The following is a 25,548-nucleotide window of genomic DNA, read 5'->3' as shown; positions in this document are numbered from 1 at the left end:
CAGGAAGACTCCGGGCCGCTGCCCGGCCAGCACCCGATACACGTCCACCGCCTCATTGATCGCGGCCAGTGCCTCCTCCCGTCGCCCCAGACCCCCCAAATCGACGGACAGGTTGTTCAGGCACGTGGCGAGACTGAACAGGAAGGCTCCCGGCCGCTGCCCGGCCAGCACCCGATACACGTCCACCGCCTCATTGATCGCGGCCAATCCGTCCTCATGCCGCCCCAGATCCCCCAAATCGACGGACAGGTTGTTCAGGCTCGTGGCGAGGTCGGACAGGAAGGCATCAGGCCGCTCCCGGGCCAGCTCCCGCCGGATCTTGACAGCCTCATTGATCGCGGCCAGTCCGTCCTCCCGCCGCCCCAGATCTCCTAGATGATTGATTCCAAGGTCAGTGGTCGTAGGCGGTGAGTGATCGGATGACCGGTCCGCCCGTCTTGTGGTTATGCCAGATCGCGGCGGTCAGGGCGAGGAGTCGTTGCAGGACGCGGACGGTGACCCCGGCGGGCGTGCGTCCGCCGTGCCGTTCGAGGTCGAGCTGGGCTTTCAGGGTCTGGTTGACCGACTCGATCAGCTGTCGTAGCGGTTTGAACAGCTCGGCTCCGGCCCGCTCGGGTTCGCCCTTGCGGGCCGGCCGCAGCAGACGGACTCCCAGGTTGGCGAGGTCACTCTCGAAGTCGCGGCCGTAGTAGTTCTTGTCTGCGAGCAGAGTCGGCCCGTTCCGGTCGGCGAGCAGGCCGGGTTCGACGTGAAAGATGTCCAGCAGTACGTCGCGTTCGGCGGCTTTGGCGCCGGTCAGAGCGAAGGCGATGGGCAGGCCGTGCAGGGTGCACACCAGGTGCAGGCGCAGGCCCCAGAAGAACCGGGAGTGACTGGCGCAGTATCCGTACTCAGCCCATCCGGCCAGGTCGGAGCGTTTCGCGGTCTCGCGGGAGCGTCCGCACTCCACCGGTGTGGAGTCCACGATCCACACGTCGTCAGTCCACAGGTCCGTGTCGGTGGCCAGCTCCCGCAGGACCCGTCTGACCAGGTCCGATGCCCGCCGCAGGCGCTTGTTCCAGCCGGGCTGCTGGGGCAGGTACGGGAACAGATGCCGCAGGTGGGCGTGGGCATGACGCAACCAGCGGGCCTCGGAGACGAAACCCAGCAGAGCCTGCATCACCGCGAGGGTGACCAGTTCCGCGTCGCTGAGCTTGACCTCCAGGCCCACTCGCGGCCGCCACGGAGCAAGATGCGGTGAGGCCTTCAAAAGGTCATCGACCCGCACGTACAGTGCAGTTGCGAGGGTGTCTATCTCGGTCGTCACAAACTGAGAGTGGGCACCCTCGCGTCTTTGCAGCTACCCCTTGGAATCAACCATCTAGCCGGTTGGACAGGTTGTTCAAACTCGCGGCAAGGTTGGGCAGGAAGGCGTCGGGCCGCTGCCCGGCCAGCTCCCGATGCACCTTCACGGACTCGTTGATCGCGGCCAGTGCCTCCTCCCGCCGCCCCAGATTCCCCAGACAGCCGGACAGGTTGCTCAGACTCATGGCGAGGTCGGGCAGGAAGACTCCGGGCCGCTGCCCGGCCAGCACCCGATACACGTCCACCGCCTCATTGATCGCGGCCAGTGCCTCCTCCCGTCGCCCCAGACCCCCCAAATCGACGGACAGGTTGTTCAGGCGCATGGCGAGGTTGGGTAGGTGGTCGGGGTCGTGGGTACGCGTGCGGTGGTGGTCGACGAGGAGCTGGTTTAGGTGGGCGGCCCAGGGGGCGAGGTTGTGGCTGGCGGGGGGAAGCCGGTCGGCGAGCCTTTGCAGGTCGCGCAGCGAGACGCCCGGGGTGTCGGTGATCTGCTGGAGTGCGTCGAGGAGGGGCTGGGGGGCTTCAGTCTGGGTGATCACGCCGATGGCCAGTGTGGCCAGGACCCCGGCGTGGCGGGTGCACAGGGCGGTCAGGTGCTCGGCGGGCCGGCGGTCGAAGATGGGGTGGGCGGCGGCCCGGGCGTAGACCGTGAGGAGCTGGGTGGCCTGGGTATCGGTGGCGCCGGTCACAAGGTGATCGGCGAGTTCGGGATGGTCCTGAAGGTGGCGGCCGAGGAACCGTTCGGCCAGCCGGTCAGGCTGCAAGGTGTCCCAGGGCCTGCCGCCGGATGGGGTGGGGTAGAGGGTGGCGATCCAGCCGCGTACGGCGCCGAGCCGGTCGCCGGGCTGGTCGGCAAGGCCGGGGACGCGGTGCAGGAGTTCCTCGGCCTGCGCTCGCGTTTCGGCGCCCACGAGGAAGGCTGCGGCCAGCGCGTCGGTGAGGGTGCTCAGAGTCAAGGCCGGGTGCAGTCCGAGGGCGGTAGCGCTGGTGGTCCAGTAGCGGCGCTCGTGGACCAGTAGCCGGTCCTCGACTTCCCCCGTGCCCGCTACCTTGGTCCCGGCGCCGGCCGGGACCAAGGTAGCGGCTGGGACCTGTCCTGCACTGTCCAGCAGGTCGGCCAGCGCGGTCATGTGCAAGGTCAGAGCCGTCTCCAGACCCGGGCGGTCAAGTGGGGGACCCACACCGGGGCGGACCGTCACGGGGACAGTGAGCCGGGCTGCGGCGGCAGGCCAGTCGTGGTGCTGCCAGCCGCGCACGCGCGGCAGATGCTCCGCGTAGCCGTCCACCGCCTCGCGGTAGCCCTGGGTCCGCGAGGTGCCCGGTTCGGGCTCCAGGGCTGCCAGGGCAATCGTGTCGGCGCCGTCCAGCAGGTCCTCGGCGATCCGGCTGGCCGCCTGCAGCGCCGGCCACCAGTCGCCTGGAGTACGTGCCAGCAGCAGCAACTTGAACGCGCTGCCACTGCCCTCACCGTGCCGGGCAGCGGCTTCCAGGAGTGCGGTCAGCTGCCCGGTGCGTGTCTCGGCGTAGTCAACGACAACCAGTAGCGGAACGGTGGCGTGCGAGAGCACCGCCAGGGCGTCGGCTGCGGTGTCCGGGCGCAGCCACAAGCTAGTCCAGCCCTCGGCCGTCAGTCTGTCGGCGAAGTGCTGGGCCAGGCGGGTCTTGCCCTGTCCGCCTGGGCCGTGCAGGAGCAAGGCGCCGAAGCCGGCCTCCGTGCTCCAAACTGTCAGATCGTCGATCACACCGGTGCGGCCGCGGAACGGCACGACTCGGCGGCGGGCCCGCAACAGTGCTGCGGGGGAGCCGATCAGACGGGTGGTCACCGGATCGGCCGCCTCGGCCAGATGCTGCCATTCGACCGGCTCCAGCACGGTGCCGGCCTCGGGAGCGTGTGCGGCCAGTGCGTTCCGGAAGGCAGGGTCGTGCATCAGCACGAAGGCGGGGACGGCCTCAAGGCTCGCGTGGGCACGTCCCTCCGGATCGCTGGCGATCACACCCGCCAGCAGACCGCCGCAGAACAATGCCGCCCCCGACATCCCGCCCCAGGGGGAGGAACCATCCGCCGTGGCGGCTGGCGGGTGCTGGTCGAGGTTCATCACGTACCGGTTACCGACGTAGCGGTCCCCGGGGTTGAGCGTCCCCGACGGATGCAGCATGTCCACCGGGCGGCCGGGGCGCTGCACGACGTCGGGAACCCCCCACGCCTCGCACCCGGTCCCGGTCTGGTGCGTGACCAGGCGCCCCCAACGAACTGCCGCTCCGGACGGCGGGGACCACTCCGGACCGTCGACACGAACCAGGGCGGCGTCATCACGCCCACCCGGAGTCCCGCGCCAGACCACCGTCCCGCTCCAGACCGGCGCCTGGCCCGGCCGAAACAGCGACACCGCACTGCCAGGCTCGGCCACCACATGCCCGGACGTCAGCACCACCCGCGGCGCGATCACATACCCAGACCCCGGCCCACCCGCGCCCCCGACACCGACAACCCGCGCACGATCCACCCCGCCGCCCCCGAAATCCTCTAGAACCGCAGACCGGCTCTGCGATCAGCCCTCGATGTGCCCGGAGACATCGCCCGGGCCGTCCAGCCGCCCGGTGTCGCCGCCCACCAGCAGGTCACCGCCGGCAGCGTGCTGCGGGGTCAGGGTGACCTTCACCCGGTGCGTGCGGGCACGGGCCACACCCGCCTCCACATCCCCCGTGACCACCCACGCCTTGAATCCGGCCTTCGCCTTCACATCCGCCCGCAATTCAACAGCGAACTCCAACTCCACCGGCCCGACCTTGAACGCCAGATCCTGCCCAGCTCCACGCGCCGCCGCCCCCAACAGCTCATCACGAACCGCCGCCACCGCAGCCGCCAACTCAATCTCCACGACCCACCCCCATCAACATCCACTCGACCAAACAGCCCAACCTCACACCACACTCGGCGGCCCGGCAAGCCCCTTCGTAATCCTCTCAAACGGCTCGCTCTATCCCCGCCCAAGTGGCTCCCTTTCACGGCGATCACGATTGCCGGCGGCAACCTCCGCTCGCGGCGGCACTCGATGGGGTGGACCTCGCGGCCGGGCGGAACCGGCTCCGGCGTTGGCGGGTTCCTGGAGCATGGATGACGAGAGCGTGATCACGATCGAGATCCGGGGCCCTGAGAAGGCGGCGCTTGAAGCCTCTCGCCGAATCTCGGACCTCTTCCTGTCGACCGGCCCCTGCCGGCTCCGGCGCACCCCCGGCGAGCCGGACGTAGAGGTCCTCGTCTACGCGAACGTCCACCGGAGTCCCGGGGAAGGCGGCTACGACGATGGAGGCGCCGAGCCTGTGAGCACCCTGGACTGGGATCCGGGGTACTCACCTGTATCCGAGGGCGCCGTCGCCTACGACGGCCGGCCGACCACGTCGGGCTGAACGCCGTCTTGCAGCCCCCGGTGCGGGACCACCTGCACACGGCGACGGTGTCAGCCGGGCTCCGGGACAGGCGGGTGTTCACGCAGTCGTGTCGGGGACCTCTGTCGCGCCGCCGGCCTTCACGGCCTCCACGACGTGCTGGTGGAGTACGGCGAGGCCGCCGGGCGGGAGCGGCGCGGGGCTGCCAGTGAGGGTGTACCACTCCTCGGCGCCGGTGTACTGGATCCGCACCTGTGCGGTGCCGTCCGGGCCGGGCTCGGTCGTCACGGTGACATCGCCGGTGATGACGCCGACCTCATCGGTCATCGCTCCACCGGGGCCGGCCTTCACGTGGTCTGTCAACGGAACCGACCTGTCCGGGATAGCCCCACGGTCGGGCTGCGAGGTGTTATCAGGCTTGTGGTCGGTCATGAACAGGTCTCCAGCATCTCGGTCAGCTTCTTCTTCTCGCCCTCGGTCACCGTGAGCTGGTAGCTGGCCTTCACGTTCGTCCACGCCGTGGCGTAGGTGCACCAGTAGCCCTTGGCCGGGGGCTGCCACTCGTCGGGGCCCTGATCACCCTTGGACCGGTTCGTCGCCGCGGACACCGCGAGGAGCTGGGGACGCGTCAGGTCGTTCGCGAACTCCTTACGCCGCTCCGCCGTCCACGACCCGGCCCCCGACCGCCAGGCATTGGCAAGCGGGACCATGTGGTCAATGTCGAGCTTCCCGGCGTCGGTGACGGTCATCCCGTCATAGACCGAGACCCAGGTCCCAGAGACGGCCTTACACGCGGCGTCGCGCTTCACGCCCTTGCCCGCCCGCTCCAGGACAACTTCGCGGGTGTCGCAGCTGTCGCCCTGCCCGGTCCAGTGCGTGAACTTCTCCCGGGAGTAGCCCGTCATCGCCTTCTGACCCGCGACCTTCAGCCCGGCTAGCTGGGTACGGGCGACCGCGGTCGTCGACAGACCTGGGAGCGCCGGTGCTCCGGGAGCACCTGGTGCTCCGTCCTTGCCCTGACTGGGCGAGGACGGCTTGCCGTCTCCGCCGGCGGACACCCCCGGATTGCAGGCCGCGAGACCTGCCGCCAGCAGAACAGCCGTCACCGTACGGACACCCACACGCATCTGACGATGCATAAACACCTCAAACCCTCTTGAAATCACCACCGCGACCTTACCCAGCGCGCCTACCCCGCCATGACCGCCCCGGCACACACCGAACGAAGTCGCCTACGCCCGCCGCCTTGACACCGCCTGTACCAGCTACGGACCTCGCCGCACGCAGAAGGGCCTCAACCGGAGCCGCCCCTGAGTCAGCTCAGTGGGACGAAGCACCCGCGCCAGCCTCGGATCACGGCCGTCTCTACCATCACCACATGAGCGACGCATCAGCCCTGGCCCCGTTCCACCTGGACGAAGGCAGCGAAGCCAACGGCTCCCACTGCCTCTATCTGTTCGACGGCGACATGGAGCAGGTAGCCGACGTCTTCGAGCAACACAACGCCGAAAGCCACGGCTACGGCTGGGAGGGACTGGCCCAGTCACTGGCCCACTCCCTCATGCCCGGAAGCGGCGACAAAATCGAATTCTTCGGATCGGAGGCCGGCACCTTCGTGGTCACGAGCCCCGACCTCAAGGCCCTCACGGAGTTGGCCGTCCTCCTCCACTCCGCCTTCCACAACCGCGAACTCCTCAGCCACTACATCCAGACAGCTGAACCGCGCTTCCTCGACCGATAGAGCGTGCGAACCCCGATGCTGGTGGCCTTCCACTTCAGCTGGCGGGTGCTTGTCACGCGTCGGGGTCGATGCCGGCCTGACGGGCCGCGTGACGCCTCACTTCCTCCGAGGCGGGGATGCGTGGCTGTGGGAGCCGTACGAGGGTCAGGCCGTGGAATACGGTGCGATAGGCCGTGACGAGCACCAGGATCAGGCTCAGGGTGCAGGCCAGGTGCGCGGTCCGGTCGAAGCCGTAGTGCGCGGCACCCCAGCCGGCCGCGGTGACCCCGGCGGCGAGGAGGAAGCCGTCCAAGGCGATCCGTTCCCGACGGCTCAACCTCATGCTCTGTCCCTCCGACGTGCCGCGTTCGACCCGTCGGAGCCTGCCACCAGCCACCATCGCCCAATCCGGAGGCGAGGGTGAGGCGCTGGAAGCATGTGCGGGTCAGGTCGTGGGCCTGGCCCGAGGAAGAAGATCGATTCTGCGGTGAAACCGGCCACCCGGCCGAGTGAGCTGCCCCGAATCCCCCTTCCACACCAGCCTCGTACCCGGCTACAAACCGACCATGATCAACAATCTGCTGCGCCGCGGCCTGCCCGCGCTCGCCCTCGCCGCTCTTCCCCTGCTCACCACCACCGTGCTGCCGGCCGCCGCCAGCACGCCGCCCGCGAAGGCCAGCTCCCCCACCCAGCACGACCTCGTCCACAGCACCGCCGTCGCGGCGCCGGGCGCGGCCGGGGTGCGGGCTCCGTTGCCGTTGTTCGAGGCGATCGACCGGCTCCCGGTCGCCGTCGAGCACCGGGAGGGCTACAAGCGTGACCTGTACAAGCACTGGAACAAGGGCCTGAACTCCGGTGACGGCTGCGATACCCGCCGAGAGGTCATCCTGGCCGAAGCCGTGACAGCCCCTCAGGTCGCGGCCGGATGCAAGCTGACCGGCGGATCCTGGCGCAGCCCGTACGACAACCTCAGCGTCATCGACGCCGGGCGCCTCGATGTCGACCATTTCGTCCCGTTGGCAGAGGTGTTCGACAGCGAGCGGACGCCCTGGTCGGCGGCGGTGCCGCGGGCCGCCCAGTAGCCGACCCGCTCGGCGACCACCTCCAGCCGACGGGCAGCACGTACCCCCGCGACCGGAGAAGTCTTCGTCAGCCGCCCGATCTCCTGCTCCAGGCGCTCCAGCAGCGTGGTGACCGTTTCCGGCAGTGGGACCGTCATCTCCTCGACCTGGGCTGTGTGCCCGTCCCAGTCCCGCTCACACGCGTCCGCTTCCTCGTCTCCGCCGTCCACGAGGGCCTGGTCACCGATCGCCTCCCAGTCGAGGAGCCGGTCGGGGCCCGCCCAGCCACACGAGCACACGGCGCGCAATGCAGCCGCGCGCGATACGCGGAGCCGGAGGCCGTCGTAGAGGTGCCACTGCGAGACGGCCTCCCCTCCCCCTCCGGACGAGCTGTCGAAGTACACCGGGGCCGGGACGGTTCCGTCGGCGAGGACGGCCTCGACCGCGCCGGAGTGGGATGGGCCGAACTCTTCCGTCGTCCAGGTCTCGCGCCTGCTCACAACGCCCTCCCCCGCAGCTGCCCTGCCGTCAGGCGGCCCACCGCACGGGGCTGCCTGCCCAAGACAATGCCGCAGCCACCGCATTGTGCGGGCCGGTATCGGCGAAGTGGTGGCCTGGCTCGGTGCGGTTCACCCGTCGGTGTCGGTGAGCTTGTCCAGCATCCGGGCCGCGGTTGCCGCCCGCGGCTGTGCCTTCGCCGCTGCCCGGCCGACTGCCCGCAGACCGGCGACGTCTTCAAGCTCGTCGTGCGTGCCGTCGCCAGCCGGTCCTTCGCCGCCCGCACGTCATCCTCAGCCTCTGTCACCGCGGCGGCCGCACACTCCGCGCGCTCCTGCGCGGCGGCGTGTTCCGCCTCCAGGCGCTCTGCCTCCGCCCCGGCCTCGTGCAACTGGGCACGGGCCTTGAGTACTCCCGCGGCCAGGCCGGCAGGGGCATCGGTGACGCGGCGGAGCGCCCCTCGGGGCCGATGCCGAGCCCCACCGAGGTGGTCATTTACCCGATGCCCGCGGGCATGTCCGGCGCGAGGTGGCGTAAGAGCTTCAACTCGTGCGGCTCTGCCGTCCACTCCCGGCCAGACCCGTCCAATGGACGCATGTGCGCTGTCCGGCCGATGGTGCGGCCCGTCGCCTTCGCGGTGCGTAGGAGCACGGTCGCGACGGTGCCGGTGCGGCCCGTCGCGGGGTGGACGACATCGCGGCCCAGCAGGCGGTGCTCGGTGTCTTCCCGGATCAACGTGTTCGCTTCGTTCCTGATCATGTCGGTGCCTCCTATCTGGTGTCGGTATCAGAGCAGGGCGGAGGTTGGTGTCGCGCTCGCGCATTGGGGAGTCGCGGAGTCGGACCCGCCGCGCTGGCGCCGGATCCGTTGTCGTCGTTACCCCACACTGTTTCGTTGGCGGCGGGCTGCCGGACTGGTGGCCGCGGTCATTTGTTGTCCTGAGAGCGGTCGCTGGCGAGCCCGAGGAGGAAGCGGCAGGTGCGGGCGAGTTCCTGGAGTTGTACGTAGGCGGCTTCAGCCTGCTCAGGCAGCCCCCGCTCCAGCGCTCCGTGTACGAAGTCGGTGGCCTGCTCGATCGGCTGGTCGTCCCTGGCCCGGGTCGAAGGACGGGAGGGTGCGGTGAGGCAGGGCAGGAGGACGGCGAAGTGGCCGCTGAGCCAGCTCATCCATAGATCGCGCAGGGCGGCGGACGGCAGGGCCTCGCGCGGTTCGAGGATGATGGAGATGCTCTCGCTGATGACCACGGTGTCGATCGGCTGACCGACCTCTGCGTCGATTTCGTTCCCCACCTGGAACGGATGGGCCTGCACGAGCACGCTCACGTTCCCTCCCTGGGTCCCGGGCCTGGCAGGCCCTGCTGACTTCCAGTCAGAACCCTTGCCTCGGACCGTAGACGCTGGTGCGGGATGCAACGAGGACACATCACAGGACATCTCGCGGGAGTACCGTCGAGGGCCACACCTTCCGCTCGGGCGGCGCCGTCCCGTCCGCAATCCGCAATGGGGGTCGCGATGTCCTACAGCCCTGGGAATCCCGCCTTCCGTGCCGCGCGTGTGGAGCGGGGCTGGCACAGCCAGAGCGACGTCGCCGCCGCGTACGCCGCTCACGCCGCCCTGCTCGGCGAGGACGCCGGCATCGACGTACGGCAGGTACGCCGCTGGGAGTCGTCGAAGCCCGGGTGGCCCAACCGGCAGGCCCGACGCATCCTGCAGTCCATGTTCGCCCTGGCCCTCGAAGAACTCGGCTTCACCCCGCCGCAGAGCAGCAGGGACAACGCCACGACCAGGCCGGAGGAGGACGGGGTGCACCGGCGACTGCTCTTACGGGGCGTGCTCGGCGCGGCTCCCGCCCTCACTCTCGGCGGCGGCCCGAACCGGCTGGCGGCCGCCGTCGCCAACATCCGCCGCTTCACCGACCACGACCTCGTCGCTCATCTACGGACGGCTCTCGACGACATCGCGCGCGCCGACAGCAGCACCGGCCCCCGCCAAGTCCTGCCGGCCGCGATGGAACTCCTCGCCATCATCGACACCCTCGCCCGCGACGCCACCACCCCCGTACGCCGCGAACTCCTCACGGTCGGCGCGCGGGCCGCCGAGTTCACCGCGTGGCTCCACCGCGACGCCGGCTCCCCCGCGCATCTCACGGTCTTCTTCCACGACCGGGCCGCGGAGTGGGCCACCCTCACAGGCGACGGCCCGATGCACGCCTACGTCCTGCTGCGCAAAGCCCAGGCCACCGACCGGCACGACCCCACACGGATGCTCGACCTCGCCCAGGCCGCCGCCCGCGGACCCTGGACCCTGCCGCCTAGGGCGCGGGCCGAAGCCCTCCAGCAAGAAGCCCGCGCCCTCGCCCTGACCGGCGCCCCCGCCGATGCCGTCAACCGCACCCTGGACGACGCCCACCACGCCCTCGACCAAGCCGGCCCCGTCGAACCCGCCTCCTGCACCGGGCCCCTGTGCGCCGGATACACCCTCGACCGGCTGATGGCCCAGAGCGCCATCAGCCACCGCGAAGCAGGCCAACCCACCCGCGCCGCCGACCTCCTGCAGCAGCACCTCGCCCGCGGAGTGTTCGCCCCCAGGGACCGGGCGTTCTTCACCGCGCACCTCTCCGGCGCACTGGCCGCCGCAGGCGAGATCGACCAGGCCGCCGCCACCGGCCTCACCGCGCTGCGCCTCGCCGCCACCCCCGGCTTCGGCCAGGCCCTCGGCGAACTGCGCCGCACCGCCGCACAGCTGCGCCCCCACGCCCGGCGCCCCGCCGTCCGCGAACTACGCCAAGCCCTCACCACCCTGACCGCCTAAACGGTCAAGAAGCCCGTCACGCGGTCGATGACCTGCGCCTGCCAAAGCTGGGTCTGCGGATTGGCATAGCCGGGATCCTCGTGGACAGCGAACCCGTGCTGCGCACCGTCCAACTCCAGCAACTCCGCCGGACCGGCGAAGAGCGGCAGGTAGCGGCGGGAGGACTCCACCGGCACGAAGGTGTCCTTCGTGCCGTGCACCAACAGCACCGGAGCGTGCACCGCACGGAGGTAGACCTCGGGGTCCAGGTAGAACACCTCGTTGTGCAGGGCGCGCCCGAGTTCGAACGGCGACTTCTCCGTAAAGCCGCGCTCGTCCAGGTCCCGGGCGGCGGTGGCGGTGATGTAGTCGCCATCGAAGTACGGACGGCTGTCGACGTAGCGGTCCCGGTAGTCCAGACGCGGATTCAGCAGCACCAGCCGATCAACCTCCCGCCGCCGCGACCCCGAGTACAGGGCGGCGGCGCCCCCGGAAAACGACGCCGCAATCACATGCATAGGCCCGTCAAGACCCGTCTGCTCGCGCAGCTGGTCAGCGGCCGCACGGATGTCGTTAGCCACGCCGGCCATCGTGATGTCCGCCGGCCTGCCGCCGCTCGCACCGTGCGCCCGCAGGTCGAACCGCAGCGACACCAGCCCGGCCGCCGCCAGCCCTGCGGCGAGCCGGGCGAAGAACCCGCCCTCCTCCCGGGTCACACCGGCGCCGTGCACCAGCACCACCAACCCAGACGTCGCCGTCCCCTGCGGCACCGTCACCGTTCCCGCAAGCGCCGTACCGTCCAGGGACCGGAACCGAACTTCCCGCTCTGAGGCCATACCCCCGATCGTAGACACCAGCCCACGAGCCCCACAGTAGATCGCCTCCGACCAGAGCTGATAGCTGTTCGCCGCTGCCTGTTTACGCGCGGGGAGTACGCCCGGAACAAGCTGCGGCGCAGCACGTCGTCCCTTTAAGGCCTTTCCGGGCCTGCCTGGTGTCACAGGATTTCGGTGTACTTCTGCAGGTCGTAGTTGAAGGTCGGGGCTACGGCTTTGCGGCTGCGGAAGGGTGCTTCGGCGTCCCCCGTGCCCTGGTAGAGCCAGCTGTTGCCCGCCTTGTCGCGTGCGTAGAGGTCGGGGGTACCGTCCCTGTTGGCGTCGCCCCAGGCCACCAGGTCCTTGTACCGGTCCCAGCCCGACCCGATACGCGCGCGGGTGCCAAACGTTCCGTCACCGCGTCCTCGGTACAGCCACAGCACGCCGGCCTTGTCACGTGCGAGGAGGTCGCCCGCCGCGCCGCCGGCGATGTTGCCCGCCGAGACCAGGGCGTCGTACTGGCTCCAGCCGGAGCCGATCCGCTTGCGGGTCGCGTACGGGGCCTCAGCCACGCCGGTGCCCCGGTACAGCCACAGCACGCCGGCCTTGTCACGGGCCAGGAGGTCCGCCTTGCCATCGCCGGTCACATCGCCGCCCGCCGTCAGCTCGTCGTACGTGTTCCAGCCGCCCCCGACCTTGCTCCGGGCGGAGAGCTTGCCGTCGCCCTTCCCGGTGTAGAGCCACAGCACGCCCTCCCCGTCACGGGCCAGGAGGTCCGCGTGCCGGGAGCCGCCGGCGTTCCCCGCGGCCACGAGCGCCGTGTACTTCCCCCAGAAGCTGCCAAGGTCCGTCTCGTAAGGCGACGAACTGGATATCACGCCGTTGATGTAGAGGGTGTTCTGGCTGATGAGGTGCCCGTCATCGGTGCGGGTGAGGAGGTCGGGCGTGCCGTCGTCGGTCAGGTCGTGCGGTGCCGCGTCCCGGGAGACGGTGAACTGGCCGTTCACGACGAGGGTACGGCCGATTCCGTCGCGGGGCCTGGCGGTGAGCGTCCATTCGTATTCACCGTTGGGGGCCGGCATGTGCATGCCGTTGAGGAGTCCGTCCCAGTGGAGTTCGAAGAAGCCGCTCGCCGTTTTCTCGGGCTGGAGGATGTCCTCGTCGTGGTAGTAGCCGCGCTCGCCGGTACTCACGTTGTGCAGGATGAACTCCGTGCGGACGTTGTCGCGTGACAGCTTCCAGTTCAGGCTGACCGAGGGGGTGCGGGAGAGGTCGATGGTGGTGGGTATCTCCTCGCGCACGAGGGTCACCGCAGTGGGCGGCTTCATCGTGGCGACGATCTCGGCGTGCGGGAGCCCGTCGGAGCCCAGGGTGATGCGGTAGAGCCCGTCACCGTGGGCGACCGTACCTCCCTTGACCAGCAAGGCACCTCCCGGAGCCAGACCCGGGGTATAGGAGGCGACGGAGTCCATCACCTTGCGCGGCGCGCCCCCGCCCAGAGGGCGGGCATACAGGGCGTGGTCGTCGGACGGGTCGTTCCGTTGCGGGGCGGCGAGCCACCAGCCGCCCAGCAGGCCGAGCAACGGACGGTCACCCATCTGCCCGAGCTTGGTCACAGACACGCTCGAGGAACCACGCTTCGCGATACGGACGACGGTGCCGTCCACATCATTGGCCCCACCGATCCACGCGACGTGCGTACCCGAGAGAGCCACATCCCCCCACGAGCGCCACACCCGGTAGGTGTTCACGATGCGCGCCGAGGCGACGTCGACGACGGCCTGGTGGAGGATCGGGTCTTCCTTGTCGCCGGTGGCGTACTCGAGGACGAAGGCTCCGTTGGCGTACGCGGCGATCCTGAGGCTCCCGGACACGATGCCCCGGGGCAGACCGCTGAACGCCTGGTCCGTCATCCCCTTCCGGGGGTCGCTGAGCAGGTGGATCAGCGGGGTGTCCCCGGGCCTGGGCCCGTAGGCGATGAGTGTCGTGCCGACGGCGCCGAGGTAGCCGTAGCCCATCCCGAGCACGTCCACCTCGGTGGTGGTCCCGGTGTCCATGTGATGCAACCGCACGGGTCGGCTGTACTCAACCACCGTGTCGGACATGGTCCCGACCTCCTCGTCGGAGGTCGACAGGAAATTCATCCGCGTGACGGAGCCGTCGGAGTAACGCGTCCACGTAAGATCGTGCACCCCGTCGCCGCTATTCGACCGGGTCAGAAAGCCCCCCGGGCCCCCGCTCACAATCCGCTCGTCCGTGGGAACCCTCGGCAGTACCGACGCGGCGTCAGCCGGGGCAGCATGCCCCGGCGCCGCGGCCGCGGGAACGGCCACCGGGCCCCCGGCCGCCGCGAGAGCAGTGAGGACGGCGAGAGAGACAAGTCGCCGGGACGTGCGGCGGTACGGCATAGGGGCCCCCGGGTTGAGACAGTCTGACCGGACGCGGGGATTCACCCTGCTCACGTCCGTGTGCACTTGATCGCAGGAGCGGACCGTACCACCCAGTCCGCCAGCGGCTGCCTGGTGGCCCTGCCCCCGGTCAGCAGAGGCCTGCTCAGCACCCTGACCAGCCGCAACCGCGCGCTCGGAGAGGTCGCCCGACGCGCACTCACCAACCCGAATCGGCTGCCGCGGGCGGAGGCGTGGTTCCGGCGCGAGCCGGGCGCCCGCGGTTACACAACCGCGGTCCTGGACGAGGTGTGGGAGATCCTCCGGTATTCGCGTTGCCGGCCGCGCGCGGTGAGCTGGCACCACAGGGCGGTGGCAGGTCGGCGCTGTCTTCGTTCACCAGCCAGCGGTCACCAACTTGCTGTGATCGAGTCAAAGAACCTGGCCAGCATCAACCTGATCAGATAGCTCTGACGACCCAATTGGGCTCGCCGCCTAATTTGCATCCGGAAAAGCTTGAGGTTACGCCCCCCAATCATCAACAGCCTTTAGATGTCAACACCTTCCCCCCTCTCGCCCGGCGAGACATTTACCAGGTCAGCGAACTGTGACAGCTGGCCTGAAGTTGTCGACCCGACCAAGGAGAGTTCCACCGATATGCCCACATTGGGCACAATAGGGTTTACGGCAACTTAATGTTGATTTGGGCATGCAAATTTCGATTAACGTGATCAACGGCTCGTCAGGTCGGTATTGATCACCCCTTTACCTGATGCTTAACCTCTGCCGAGCGGCGCACAAGTTGCCGTCGCCGTGGGGGCCGGGGAGGCCCTCACCCTTCTTCTCGGGTGGGCAAGTGTCAGTAAGACAAGGGAGACGGCTTCGCCGTGCTCTGAGTGCCGCGATCGGTGTGGCTCTACTCGTCGGGGTTTCACCGGCATACGGCGCCGGCACGTCGACAACCACACCGGAGGCGCCGCTGCCTGAAGGGCAGCAAGCACTGAAAGAGGCCGCCGAGAGCGGCCAACGTGTGGAACTCGTAGGTGAACGTTCGGAGTTCACCACCACTTACGCGAACCCCGACGGGGCATCGTTCCGTCTCGTCCAGTCCGCCGTGCCTGTGCGGGTGAAGAGTGCAGATGGTGCCTGGGTAAAGCCTGACGCGACGCTGGTGACCCGGCCGGACGGAACGGTGGGGCCGAAAGCTGCCATCGTCGGTCTGAGCTTCTCGGGCGGCGGTGCCGCATCAGACCTGGTGGAGATCGAGCGGGAGGGCCGCACCCTCGCGCTGGGCTGGGCCAAGCCCCTGCCCAAGCCGACGCTCGAGGGAGACAGTGCCACCTACCCGGAGGTACTGCCGGGCGTCGACCTCCGCATGACGGCCACGGTGGAGGGGTTCCGCGAGGTACTCGTCGTCAAGACCCCCCAGGCCGCAGCGAGCCCGGCACTGAAGGAAGTCAAGTTCGCGCTCAAGGCCAACGGGCTGGAGGTCTCCGGGTCCAAGGAAAGCGGCCTCACAGCCTGGAACAGCGACGGCCAGACGGTCTTCACGGCGCCGCCGGCACTGATGTGGGACTCGAGCGGCCCGGAAAGCGCGCCTGCTCAGCCGGCGGCCAAGTCAGCCTCCACCGTCATGGACACCGTCGCCGCGGTGACGACCGACGAACAGAGCACCGCGGCCGAGGTGGGCGAAGAGTCACCGTTCGATGGTCCCGGCCTCGGCGATCAGACGGCGCCCCTAGGCCTGAACGTCGACGCCACCAGTCTCACGGTCGTCCCGGACGCCGCGCTCATGGCCCAGACCGATCCCTCAGCCTTCCCTCTGTACATCGACCCGGAGGTCAACGCGGACGGATCCGTGGAGCGGCTTCAGGTGCGCGACAACGGGTACTCGAAGCTTAACTGGGATAACGCCGACGACAATATGGGCCAGGGCGTGGGTCAATGCGGGTGGTGGCACGGCTACCCCTGCGGTACGGGTTCGGGGGACGTGCAGCGGCTCTACTTCCAGTTCACACCGGACAACCTGCGCGGCAAGAGGGTCCTGGACGCGACGTTCACCGTTACGGAGCCGTGGGCCTTCCAGTGTGAACCGCGCAACGTGTGGCTCGTGCGTACAGCGGGTGCCTTCACCAAGTCGACGACCTGGGGAAACCAGCCCAAATACCTGGACCTGATGGGTGACCGTTATGTGTCTGCAGGTCGCGGATCGGAGTGTGATCCGAACTCGCCGGCTGCTCCGATCGAGTTCAATGACAATCCCGATGAACCCGAGGAAAACCTGACTCCCACGGTCCAGGCCTGGGCAACCGGCGGCGAGCCGCTGACTCTGCAACTGCGGGCCGAGAACGAGGGCGACACAAGCGCCTGGAAGCGATTCCGCAACGACGCGGCACTCACCGTGGACTTCATCGGCAACCCGGCCGCCCCCACCGGCCAGACCATCGATGGAACCCCTTGCGAGAAGAACCTCGCCGAAGCGACGACCATCTCGAAAGATGAGCCCGAGCTGCGCGCCACGACCGAGGTCTATCCGGGTGGCGAGCTGGAGGCCCGGCTGCGCGTGGCCTTCCTCATCCAGAGGCAGGACGGCGCGAACTGGGTCAAGGTCAACTCCGGCCCGTTCATCGACAGCCCCAACAACAGTTACTACGGGGCCAACGCCTCCGTCCGAGCCGAACCGGAACTGATGCCGACCCTGCAGGACGGCAAGACGTACCGCGTCCTCACCTGGACCAGATCCTTCGCCCCCAACGCGGCGACCGCGGGAAGCGACTACGTCACCTGCTACTTCAAACTGGATGCCTCAGCTCCCAAGGAGCCACGGATTTCGTCCGACGGTCCCTACAGCAAGTGCGACTCAAGCAGCTGTACTGCTGTGGAAATGCCGGGAAAGAAGGGTACATTCACCTTCCGTCCGGCCGTGGGCGAGGACTCCAAGGTCGTCGGGTACGAGTACAGGGTCACCGGGGACACGAAATGGCTCCCGGCGTCGGCGGCAGCTGGTTCGCTCGTCAAGGTTGCCCCACGCTATCCAGGACTGAACGTGCTCTACGTCAGGGGCCTGGACGATGTGGCCGGCGGGCGCAAGGGTCTGACTGCACAGTTCCGGTTCGCCGTCGGCGAGGATCCCCACCCGGTAGCGCACTGGAACTTCTACGACATGTCCGGTGACGATGCCAAGGACACCGCGACCAACGACGACTCACCCGATCCGGCTGACCTGCGCAACGGCGCCACCCGCCCCTCGGACGGTCGCCGCGGCTGGCTCACCGAAATCAACCGCGAGGACACGGCACTGCGCCTCGACGGCGTCGACGACTACGCGGCGACCTCCGGATCCGTGATCGACACCCAGAAGCCCTTCACCATCGCGGGCTGGGTACGCCCTGACCGGGTCGACACCACTTTCTCCATGGCGGGCATAGCCGGCAACTACATGAGCGCGGTCGCGATCACCCACAAGGCGGGTGGAACCTGGTCGGTCTCGCTGCCCACCACCGACGACTCCAGTGCCAGCACCACCAAATACGTCGTGAACGCCACCACGAAGACCGTGCCCAAGGTCTGGACCCACGTAGCCGTCGAGTACGACAACGACGCCGACAACGACAACGACACCCCGACCAAGCGGCTTCGGCTGTACATCAACGGCAACTTCCAGGGCGGACTCGACCTGCCATCCACCTTCACACCCGTGGCGGCGAAGGGCCCGCTGACCATCGGACGCAACAAGTACCGTGACGCCTGGGTCAACGACTTCCCCGGCCTCATCGACGAGGTGACCGTCTGGCAGTCCGCCCTGAGCCCGGACTCACTGCGGGCAGACATACAGATGCACGACAAGACCACCGGCAGGAACATGGTCGAACTCTCGGCCCGCTGGAACCCCGACACCGCCTCCGGAAGCGTCCTGACGGACACCTCCGGCTACAACCGAGACCTGAACCTGTCGTCAGGGGCGACCATCGCAGGCGGAAAGCTGCTGCTCAACGGGACCACCGGCGACGGATACGCAGCAGGACCGCTCGTCGACGAACTGGGATCGTTCACCGCAACCGCCGAAGTCCAGCTCGACACGGCAGAGATCGCCGCCAAGGAAGACAAGTACATCGCACAGGTCCTGGGACAGCGCGCCGGCAACGGGGCGGCCTGGGGTCTGTGGTTCAAGAAGGACTCCCACAGGACCACCCCCGATCCCGACGACCCCAGTGCTCCTGAAAAGGTCTCCGTAGAAGGCTACTGGTACTTCGGCCGCCTCAATCCCGACGGCAGCGGCACCTGGAGGATGGCCCCGGTTCAGGCGAAGCTCGACACATCTGTGCAGGTCACGCTTGTCCATAACGCTCAGGAAGACCGGCTGAAACTGTACATCGACGGCAATTACGTCGCTGATCAGGATGACTACCACCCCACCGCTTCCGACAGCACGACCTTCGCGGTCGGCAAGGGCCTCGTGAAGAAGCCGGATGGAACGATCACCTGGGGCAACTACCTGCCTGGGCAGATCAACGACGTACGCCTGTGGTCCGGAGCCATGCACAACGCCACACAGGTGCTGGACTTCACCTAGTCCAGACACAGCTGCCCTCTTGAGGGCAGCCAGGGCCCGCGCTTAGCGGCCGGGGCCGCAGAACGCGGCCCCGGCCCGCCGGCCCCTTCTACCCCGTGTGCCCATCACCAGTCACACGCACCACTACCCCGCGGCTCATCCGCTCTGGAGCTTTTGTGTTCAAAAGAAGTCCGTTGGCGAGAACACCGATCATCGGAGTCCTCGCCCTGGCCATATCCGTGTCCGGCGCGATCGCACCCCTCGCCAGCGCCGCAGAAGCACCTGGCCGCCCATCGAGCCCCCAGCACCGGCCTGCCAAGGTGACCTCGGTGCCGGTCGCCACGATGGCCTCCGCCGACCTGATCGCCAAACTCAAGGCCGAGGACAAGGCCCAGGCCGAGCGTGCCAAGGCCAACCCGAAGAACACCTGGCCCAAGGCCACCACCCTCACGGGCGACGTGAACAACGCCCCGCCCCGTGGCTCACTGGTGACCCTCCGCTCTCCGGGCACGACCGCCCGCCCGGGCGCCGCCGCCTCCGGGCAGGCCACGGTGCGGGTCCTGGACCAGCAGGCCGCCCGCAAGGCAGGCATCACCGGTGTGCTGCTCACCGCCACCGCCGCCACACCCGGCAACGCACGGGTCGCAGTGAACTACGACTCCTTCGCAGCAGCCATCGGCGGCTCCTGGTCCACCCGCCTGGGCCTTGTCGTCATGCCCGCCTGCGCGTTGACCACTCCGGAGAAGCCGGAGTGCCGCACAACCACACCCCTGGCGTCCAGCAACAACCTCGCCAGCCATGAGCTGTCCGCCACCGTCACCGTGGCCGGCTCCAAGCCTGCCCCCACGGGCAGCGTCCTGGTCCGGGGTCAAGACGAATCCCTGAGTCCGCCCTCGCTGGGTGCTGCCTCGGCCGCACCCACGGTGCTCGCGGTGATGGCCACGACCCTCGCGTCCCCGTCGGGCGGCGGCGATTACAAGGCCACGCCGCTGGCCAGTTCTTCCACCTGGGAGGCCGGCGGGTCATCGGGATCGTTCGCCTGGTCCTACCCGATCACGGTGCCGCCCGCGGCTGCGGGACCTGTGCCGGCGCTGTCGCTGTCGTACGACACGGGGTCCCTCGACGGCCGCACCGCGAACACCAACAATCAGGGTACCCAGGTCGGTGAGGGCTTCGACCTGACCTCCTCCTACATCGAGCGCAAGTACGGCTCGTGCGAGGACGACTCCCAGGCAGGCAAGTACGACCTGTGCTGGAAGTACGACAACGCCTCCCTCGTCCTGAACGGCAAGGCCAACGAACTGGTCAAAGACTCTTCGGACAAGGAAGTCGACACCTGGCGCCTGAAGAACGACGACGGCACGAAGGTCACACGGGGGCGGGGCGCCGGCAGCACCGATGACGACGGTGAGTACTGGACGGTGGTCACCGGCAGTGGCGTCACCTACATCTTCGGTCTGAACAAGCTCCCCGGTGCGCCCGCGGGCACCGAGACCAACTCGGTCTGGACCACTCCCGTCTTCGGCGACGACGACGGCGAGCCCGGCTACGCGAAGAGCACCAGCTTCTCCGGACGTTCCCTTCAGCAGGCCTGGCGCTGGAACCTCGACCTGGTCCAGGACCTACAGGGCAACGCCTCCACGTACTGGTACACCAAGGAGGGCAACTACTACGCGAAGAACGGCGACAAGACGACGCTGGGCTCCTACACGCGTGGCGGCTACCTGAAGGAGATCAAGTACGGGCAGCGGGCCGACGCGCTCTTCACCGGCATAGCCTCCGGCCGGGTCGCGTTCACCTATGCGGAGCGCTGCGACTCCGACTGCTCCTCGCTCACCGAGGACACCGCCGACAACTGGCCCGACGTACCCTTCGACACCATCTGCGCCAGCACAGCGACAGACTGCCGCGCCACGGGGCCTTCCTTCTTCACCCGCAAGCGCCTGAGCAACATCAGCACCCAGGTGTGGTCCACCGCGCTCGAGCCTGATGCGTTCACCGACGTCGACAGCTATGTCCTTGACTCGGCGTACAGGCCACCGGTCAGTCTCAACGCTCCGAGCGAGAAGATCCTGGCCCTCAAGTCGATCGTCCGCACCGGTAAGAACGGCACCGACCTCAAGCTGGACCCGGTCGACTTCGGATACCGGAACCTGCCCAACCGGGTCGACGTGCCGCGCGACGACGTTCTGGCGTTCATCCGCCCCCGCATCGAGACCATCACCTCTGAGACGGGGGCGACGACCAGAGTCACCTTGTCCGACCCGCAGTGTGCGGTCGGCACCAAGATGCCGACCGCTGAAGACGATAACGACGACGCCACACGCCCCTGCTACCCGGTGAAGTGGAAGCCCAACGGCGGCGAAACAAAGCTGGGCTGGTTCCACAAGTACCGCGTCACCAACGTCACCACCACGGACGCCGTCACCGCCGCCACCGTGTCCACCTCGTACGAGTACGAGAAGCCAGGCTGGCGCTACAACGACGACCCCATGACCAAGGAGGAGGACCGCACCTGGTCCAGCTGGCGTGGCTACGGCCGGGTCACCACCTACGTCGGCGTCGACTCCAACCGGTCCAAGACCACCAACGTGTACATGCAGGGCATGTACGGCGACAAGACAGCCGACCCGAACGTCACCCGCACCAACAAGGTGCCCGTCATCGACATCGACGGCACCGGCTCCATCGCCATCTCGGACACCACCGACTACGACCAGCTGGCCGGCTTCCAGCGCCAGTCGGTCACCTACAACGGGGCAGCCGTCCTCTCATCCTCCCTGAACTACCCGGGGTACAAGAACACAGCCACGCAGACCGTCCAAAAGACTGATAGTCCAGGCAAACCGGTCGACAAGACCATCACCGCCTCACGGGTCCGTACCTCGCGCGCAACCACCTACGCCTACCTCACCACCTCCGCCGACTTCCGCCGGACCCAGACCGACTACGTCTACGACGACTACGGCATGATCGCGCGCGTCAACGCCTTGGGCGACACCTCCAAGCCCGGCGACGAGACCTGCACCAACACCTGGTACGCCCGCAATCTGACGGCCGGCCTGACCAACCTGGTCTCCCGCACCCGGACCGTTGCCCAGGCATGCACCGATACCGACGGCAACGACCTCACCGATGACAAGCTGACCCTGCCCAGCTCGCTCACCAGCCGCGGCGATGTCATCTCCGACACCGCAACCGTCTACGACGACACCACGGTGACCGGATGGAAGGACGGGCTCGTCCCGAACAAGGGCCTGGTGACCTGGACCGGCCGGGCTAAGGCCTACCCGGCCGCCACCAGCACCAACCCGCGCACCCCGTCCGAAACGGACGGCTGGCAAAAGCTCTCCAGCACCACGTACGACGTCCTCGGTCGGCCCCTGAGCACCACCGACGCGGCCGGGAACACCGCCACCACTGCCTACACCCCGGCCACCGTCGGCCCCCTCACCGCCGCCGTCAGCGCCAAGCCCAAGCTGGACTCCAACGGCCAGACCCACCACACGTACACCTACTTCGACCCCGCCCGCGGTGCGCTGATCAAAACCGTGTCCCCCGCCTCGAAGATCACCAGCAGTGCCTACGACGCGCTCGGCCGCATCACCGGCACCTGGCTCGACAACCGCAACCAGGAAGGCAGTCTGGGCCCGAACATCAAGTACGGGTACTCCTTCAAGCGCGGATCCTCACCCTGGACCTCTGTCACCCAGCTCAAGCACGACAACACCACCTACCGGACCCCGGTCTTCTCCGTCGCCGACTCGCTCCTGCGCCCCCTGCAGACCCAGGTCACCTCACCCAACGGCGGGCGGATCCTCACCGACACCCGCTATGACTCCCGGGGTCTGGCCGCCGACACATACGCCGACGTCTGGGACGATAGGAAGAAGCCGGACGGCTCCTCCGTTGTACCGGACGGCACCTACGTTGCAGTCGTCGCCGGAGGGCCCTTCCCGCAGACCAAGACCACCTTCGACGGTGCGGGCCGGCCCACAACCTCAGAGCTGTTGGTCAACGACGTCGAGAAGTGGTCCACGACCACCAGCTACACCGGCGACTCCGTAGCCACCTCCGCACCCGATGGAGGCACGGCTTCTCGTACGATCACCGATGCGCTGGGACGGACGACGGAAACCCGCACCTACGCGGGCGAGCAGCCCAACGACGCCGCGTACGGCGCCACCCTCGGCACGGCCTACACCAGCGTGAAGTACACGCACACCCGTGACGGCAAACCCGCCACCGTGACCGGGCCGGACGGCTCCAAGTGGTCGTACACCTACGACATCTACGGTCGTCAGCGCACTGCCACCGACCCCGACAGCGGCACGACCACCACGCACTACACGTCCTTGGATCAGGTCTCCAGCACGGACGACGCCCGCGGCACCACGCTCCTGTACTCCTACGACGAGCACGGGCGCAAGACCGACAAGTGGCAGACCTCCCGCACGGATGCCAACAAGCTGGCCGCCTGGACCTACGACACCCTTCTGAGGGGTGCGTCGACCGCCGCGATCCGCTACGTCGGCGGCACGTCCGGCAAGGCCTACACCAAGAAAGTCGCGGAGTACGACTACCTCGGCCGCCCCAGCAAAACCGAGCTGACGCTGCCCGCCGACGACCCGCTGGTCACCTCGGGCGCCATCAAGGCGACCACCGCGTACGAGACGAACCTCTGGGAAGACGGCACCGTCTCCACCACAGCCGAGCCCGCCGCCGGCGGCCTCCCCTCGGAGACCATCGAAACCGACTACAACACCCACTTCCTGCCGGAGGGCCTCTCCGGAACCTCTGGATACGTCCAGAGCGTCGACTACTCGCCGCTGGGCCAGCTCCAGACGATGAAGCTCTCACGCTCGGGAGCGCTCGGCGTCAAGGACGTCGACATCTCCAACACCTTCGAGGAAGGAACGGGCCGCCTCAAGAAAACCGTCGTCTACGAGCCCACCCACGGCCTCGTCCAGGAATCCACCTACACCCATGACGCCGCCGGCAACATCAAGTCGATCTTCGACGCGGCGACCGTCAGCGGTGCCAGCTCGGCCGACTACCAGTGCTTCACCTACGACGGCCAGCGCCGCATAACCGAAGCCTGGACCCCCAAGACCGCCAACTGCGCCAGCACCGGCCCGACGACGGCCAGCCTCGGAGGCCCCGCCTCCTACTGGAAGTCCTACACCTACACCGCCGGCGGCCAGCGCGCGTCGGAAACCACACACGCCAGCTCCAGCACCACCGACCGCACCTACTGCTACGACACCACCCGCAAGCACGCCCTCGTCTCCACCACCACCGGCGCCTCCTGCACCGGCGTCGCGGACCAGTACACCTACGACGACAACGGCAACACCACCAAGCGCCTGCGCGCCCCCTCCAGCACCGGCAGCCAGGCCCTGACCTGGAACGGTGAGAACAAGCTCAGCAAGCTTGTGGAGGGAACGAACACCACTTCGTACCTGTACGACGCTGACGGCGAACTCCTCATCCGCCGCAACACCGGCGGCGAAACCGTCCTCTACGCCGGAGCCACCGAGGTCCACCTCGAAGGCACCAAGAAGTGGGCCAACCGCTACTACACCCTCGGCGGCCAGCGAGTAGCCGTCCGCAGCAACGAGACGGGCACCTCAAAGGTCTCCTTCCTCGCCGGCGACCACCACGGCACCTCCTCCATCGCCATCGACAGCGGCGACGAGCAGACCGTCAGCAAGCGCTACATCACCCCCTTCGGCGCCCCCCGCGGCGACACCGTAGGCACCTGGCCGGACGACAAACGCTTCCTCGGCAAGTCCGCCGACACCAACACCGCACTCACCCACATCGGAGCCCGCGAATACGACCCCTACACTGGCCAATTCATCAGTGTCGACCCTCTGTTGGTGCCTGATTCTCCGCAGTCGCTCAACGGCTACGGATATGCCAATAACAACCCTGTCACCACAGCGGACCCCACCGGCATGTGCGCGGAGGTCGACTGCCCCACCAGGCCCACACCTGGCCACGAAAACACTACTCCCGGACACGCGCCAGGCCCTGCGAAGGTCTCCCAGGGCGGCAGCGCTCCACCGGCACCCGAGGGGCACTACAAGAGCTCCTGCAACCGATTCAAATGCACAAGCAAATGGGTGGACCAGGCCCGCGGCAACGATCGTGACTTCGGCTCAGGAATCCTAGTGGGCCTCGTCGACACGGTGACCTTCGCATGCCAGGGATTCAAGCTATTCGGTGAAGTTGAATGCGCCGGCGATGCAATCACTAAGGAAGCGGTCAACGAGTGGGGCGTAAACCCCAGCAGTGCAGCGTTCGATACGGGCTATGGCGTGGGAAGCGCCGCAGGGGGGCTCCCCCTTGGCCCCGTCGGCCGCGGCGCCTCCGGTGCCGCCAAATTCACCACCATGATTCTCGGACGAGGCGGTGTAGCTCAAGAAGCAAGCGAAACAGCATATCTTCTTCGAGGAATCATTAAGGATCCCGGCCGTACTGGAATTCCCGTCTCTGGGCGCGTGTCGCCCGCAGAGATGGCCGCACTAACGAATGCCACTAATCGCGAATGGGGGCTTGTCTACGTGCTCGGCCCCAAGCAGAACGGTGGTGGAGGGCAATACTACCTGTACTCGGGCGGTGACCACGCTGTATTCATGGGAGAGGGTGCCGACAGAATGTGGATTTATCACTCGCACCCTACATTTCCCTACGCCAGCCCAACGGACATGAAGAATGTGGATGCCCAGGCGGCCCTTGGCTCACCCCAGAGATCTTCCATGATTGTGCTTCGCGATGGAAGTACCGTCAGGTACGGTGGCCAATATTCCCAAACTGGAGGAGCTAGGTAGAAGTCATAGAACTTCTAATCTACTGCGCATAGAATAGGCGGCAGTGATGGGCCTTGGCCTGAGACGGGGCAGGGTCCATTCTGCATTTCAATCTACTGCAATGTCGGGTGTTGCATGCCCATTTGGGCTGACTGCCCAATCGGCCGCGCGGAGCACCCG

At 67.8% G+C, this 25,548-nt stretch carries 17 protein-coding genes; 6 read left to right on the top strand and 11 right to left on the bottom strand.

Annotated features, from left to right (window positions below; translation table 11 throughout):
- The 4 genes from ACFWBW_RS32740 to ACFWBW_RS32725 all read right to left on the bottom strand — a co-directional run.
- The coding region (locus ACFWBW_RS32740; protein ID WP_385380349.1) for a tetratricopeptide repeat protein at positions 1-279 on the bottom strand (279 nt) is incomplete at its 3' end.
- A 112-nt stretch (positions 280-391) separates the two neighbouring features.
- Entirely contained in the window at positions 392-1,306 is a 915-nt protein-coding gene (locus ACFWBW_RS32735) for an IS982 family transposase (protein ID WP_385380343.1), read from the bottom strand.
- 46 nt (positions 1,307-1,352) lie between these two features.
- The gene (locus tag ACFWBW_RS32730; protein ID WP_385380340.1) at positions 1,353-3,791 is read right to left on the bottom strand and encodes a tetratricopeptide repeat protein; all 2,439 of its coding nucleotides are present in this window, start codon (positions 3,789-3,791) and stop codon (positions 1,353-1,355) included.
- Positions 3,792-3,893: 102 nt separating this feature from the next.
- A complete protein-coding gene (locus ACFWBW_RS32725) occupies positions 3,894-4,211 on the bottom strand; it encodes a trypco2 family protein (protein ID WP_385380337.1) in 318 nt (105 codons plus the stop codon).
- 259 nt (positions 4,212-4,470) lie between these two features.
- On the opposite strand from ACFWBW_RS32725, the gene ACFWBW_RS32720 reads away from it, so the two are divergent.
- Positions 4,471-4,752, top strand: coding sequence for a hypothetical protein (locus tag ACFWBW_RS32720; protein ID WP_385380334.1), 282 nt, complete (start codon positions 4,471-4,473; stop codon positions 4,750-4,752).
- Between the two features lie 78 nt (positions 4,753-4,830).
- Here ACFWBW_RS32720 and ACFWBW_RS32715 read toward each other — a convergent pair whose 3' ends face one another.
- Both ACFWBW_RS32715 and ACFWBW_RS32710 read right to left on the bottom strand, forming a co-directional pair.
- Entirely contained in the window at positions 4,831-5,058 is a 228-nt protein-coding gene (locus ACFWBW_RS32715) for a hypothetical protein (RefSeq protein WP_385380331.1), read from the bottom strand.
- 101 nt (positions 5,059-5,159) lie between these two features.
- Positions 5,160-5,858, bottom strand: coding sequence for an HNH endonuclease family protein (locus ACFWBW_RS32710; RefSeq protein ID WP_385380329.1), 699 nt, complete (start codon positions 5,856-5,858; stop codon positions 5,160-5,162).
- A 251-nt stretch (positions 5,859-6,109) separates the two neighbouring features.
- On the opposite strand from ACFWBW_RS32710, the gene ACFWBW_RS32705 reads away from it, so the two are divergent.
- Positions 6,110-6,472, top strand: coding sequence for an Imm51 family immunity protein (locus tag ACFWBW_RS32705; RefSeq protein ID WP_385380326.1), 363 nt, complete (start codon positions 6,110-6,112; stop codon positions 6,470-6,472).
- 52 nt (positions 6,473-6,524) lie between these two features.
- Here ACFWBW_RS32705 and ACFWBW_RS32700 read toward each other — a convergent pair whose 3' ends face one another.
- The gene (locus ACFWBW_RS32700) at positions 6,525-6,794 is read right to left on the bottom strand and encodes a hypothetical protein (protein WP_385380323.1); all 270 of its coding nucleotides are present in this window, start codon (positions 6,792-6,794) and stop codon (positions 6,525-6,527) included.
- A 223-nt stretch (positions 6,795-7,017) separates the two neighbouring features.
- On the opposite strand from ACFWBW_RS32700, the gene ACFWBW_RS32695 reads away from it, so the two are divergent.
- A complete protein-coding gene (locus tag ACFWBW_RS32695; RefSeq protein WP_385380320.1) occupies positions 7,018-7,533 on the top strand; it encodes a hypothetical protein in 516 nt (171 codons plus the stop codon).
- A 972-nt stretch (positions 7,534-8,505) separates the two neighbouring features.
- On the opposite strand, the gene ACFWBW_RS32690 is transcribed toward ACFWBW_RS32695, so the two are convergent.
- Positions 8,506-8,769 (bottom strand): hypothetical protein, encoded by a 264-nt coding sequence (locus ACFWBW_RS32690; RefSeq protein WP_385380317.1) that lies wholly within the window; start codon positions 8,767-8,769, stop codon positions 8,506-8,508.
- 167 nt (positions 8,770-8,936) lie between these two features.
- The gene (locus tag ACFWBW_RS32685) at positions 8,937-9,332 is read right to left on the bottom strand and encodes a DUF6415 family natural product biosynthesis protein (protein ID WP_385380314.1); all 396 of its coding nucleotides are present in this window, start codon (positions 9,330-9,332) and stop codon (positions 8,937-8,939) included.
- A 189-nt stretch (positions 9,333-9,521) separates the two neighbouring features.
- Here ACFWBW_RS32685 and ACFWBW_RS32680 point away from each other — a divergent pair, with 189 nt between their 5' ends.
- Complete coding sequence (locus tag ACFWBW_RS32680; protein WP_385380311.1) at positions 9,522-10,820, top strand: XRE family transcriptional regulator; 1,299 nt, start codon at positions 9,522-9,524, stop codon at positions 10,818-10,820.
- On the opposite strand, the gene ACFWBW_RS32675 is transcribed toward ACFWBW_RS32680, so the two are convergent.
- Together ACFWBW_RS32675 and ACFWBW_RS32670 are read right to left on the bottom strand one after the other, a co-directional pair.
- Positions 10,817-11,635, bottom strand: coding sequence for an alpha/beta hydrolase family protein (locus tag ACFWBW_RS32675; protein ID WP_385380308.1), 819 nt, complete (start codon positions 11,633-11,635; stop codon positions 10,817-10,819). The genes ACFWBW_RS32680 and ACFWBW_RS32675 overlap by 4 nt on opposite strands.
- A gap of 161 nt (positions 11,636-11,796) precedes the next feature.
- Complete coding sequence (locus ACFWBW_RS32670; RefSeq protein ID WP_385380305.1) at positions 11,797-13,719, bottom strand: FG-GAP repeat domain-containing protein; 1,923 nt, start codon at positions 13,717-13,719, stop codon at positions 11,797-11,799.
- 1,192 nt (positions 13,720-14,911) lie between these two features.
- On the opposite strand from ACFWBW_RS32670, the gene ACFWBW_RS32665 reads away from it, so the two are divergent.
- On the top strand, positions 14,912-18,574 hold the full coding sequence (locus ACFWBW_RS32665; RefSeq protein WP_385380303.1) for a LamG-like jellyroll fold domain-containing protein: 3,663 nt from the start codon (positions 14,912-14,914) through the stop codon (positions 18,572-18,574).
- A 173-nt stretch (positions 18,575-18,747) separates the two neighbouring features.
- A complete protein-coding gene (locus tag ACFWBW_RS32660; protein WP_385380300.1) occupies positions 18,748-25,389 on the top strand; it encodes an RHS repeat-associated core domain-containing protein in 6,642 nt (2,213 codons plus the stop codon).
- Positions 25,390-25,548: the final 159 nt, after the last annotated feature.

The sequence above is a fragment of the Streptomyces sp. NPDC059957 genome (assembly GCF_042730015.1).
In the GTDB taxonomy this organism is placed as follows: Bacteria; Actinomycetota; Actinomycetes; order Streptomycetales; family Streptomycetaceae; genus Streptomyces.
The sequence above is the reverse complement of the archived record's forward strand: the minus strand, read 5'-3'. Positions and strand labels throughout refer to the sequence as shown.

Excerpts from the sequence above, each read along its gene's own strand:
- ACFWBW_RS32690 (WP_385380317.1), bottom strand. The coding sequence starts at position 8,769 with ATGATCAGGAACGAAGCGAACACGTTGATCCGGGAAGACACCGAGCAC.
- ACFWBW_RS32710 (WP_385380329.1), bottom strand. The coding sequence starts at position 5,858 with ATGCGTGTGGGTGTCCGTACGGTGACGGCTGTTCTGCTGGCGGCAGGT.
- ACFWBW_RS32680 (WP_385380311.1), top strand. The coding sequence starts at position 9,522 with ATGTCCTACAGCCCTGGGAATCCCGCCTTCCGTGCCGCGCGTGTGGAG.
- ACFWBW_RS32670 (WP_385380305.1), bottom strand. The coding sequence starts at position 13,719 with ATGTCCGACACGGTGGTTGAGTACAGCCGACCCGTGCGGTTGCATCAC.
- ACFWBW_RS32705 (WP_385380326.1), top strand. The coding sequence starts at position 6,110 with ATGAGCGACGCATCAGCCCTGGCCCCGTTCCACCTGGACGAAGGCAGC.
- ACFWBW_RS32715 (WP_385380331.1), bottom strand. The coding sequence starts at position 5,058 with ATGACCGATGAGGTCGGCGTCATCACCGGCGATGTCACCGTGACGACC.
- ACFWBW_RS32695 (WP_385380320.1), top strand. The coding sequence starts at position 7,018 with ATGATCAACAATCTGCTGCGCCGCGGCCTGCCCGCGCTCGCCCTCGCC.
- ACFWBW_RS32700 (WP_385380323.1), bottom strand. The coding sequence starts at position 6,794 with ATGAGGTTGAGCCGTCGGGAACGGATCGCCTTGGACGGCTTCCTCCTC.
- ACFWBW_RS32675 (WP_385380308.1), bottom strand. The coding sequence starts at position 11,635 with ATGGCCTCAGAGCGGGAAGTTCGGTTCCGGTCCCTGGACGGTACGGCG.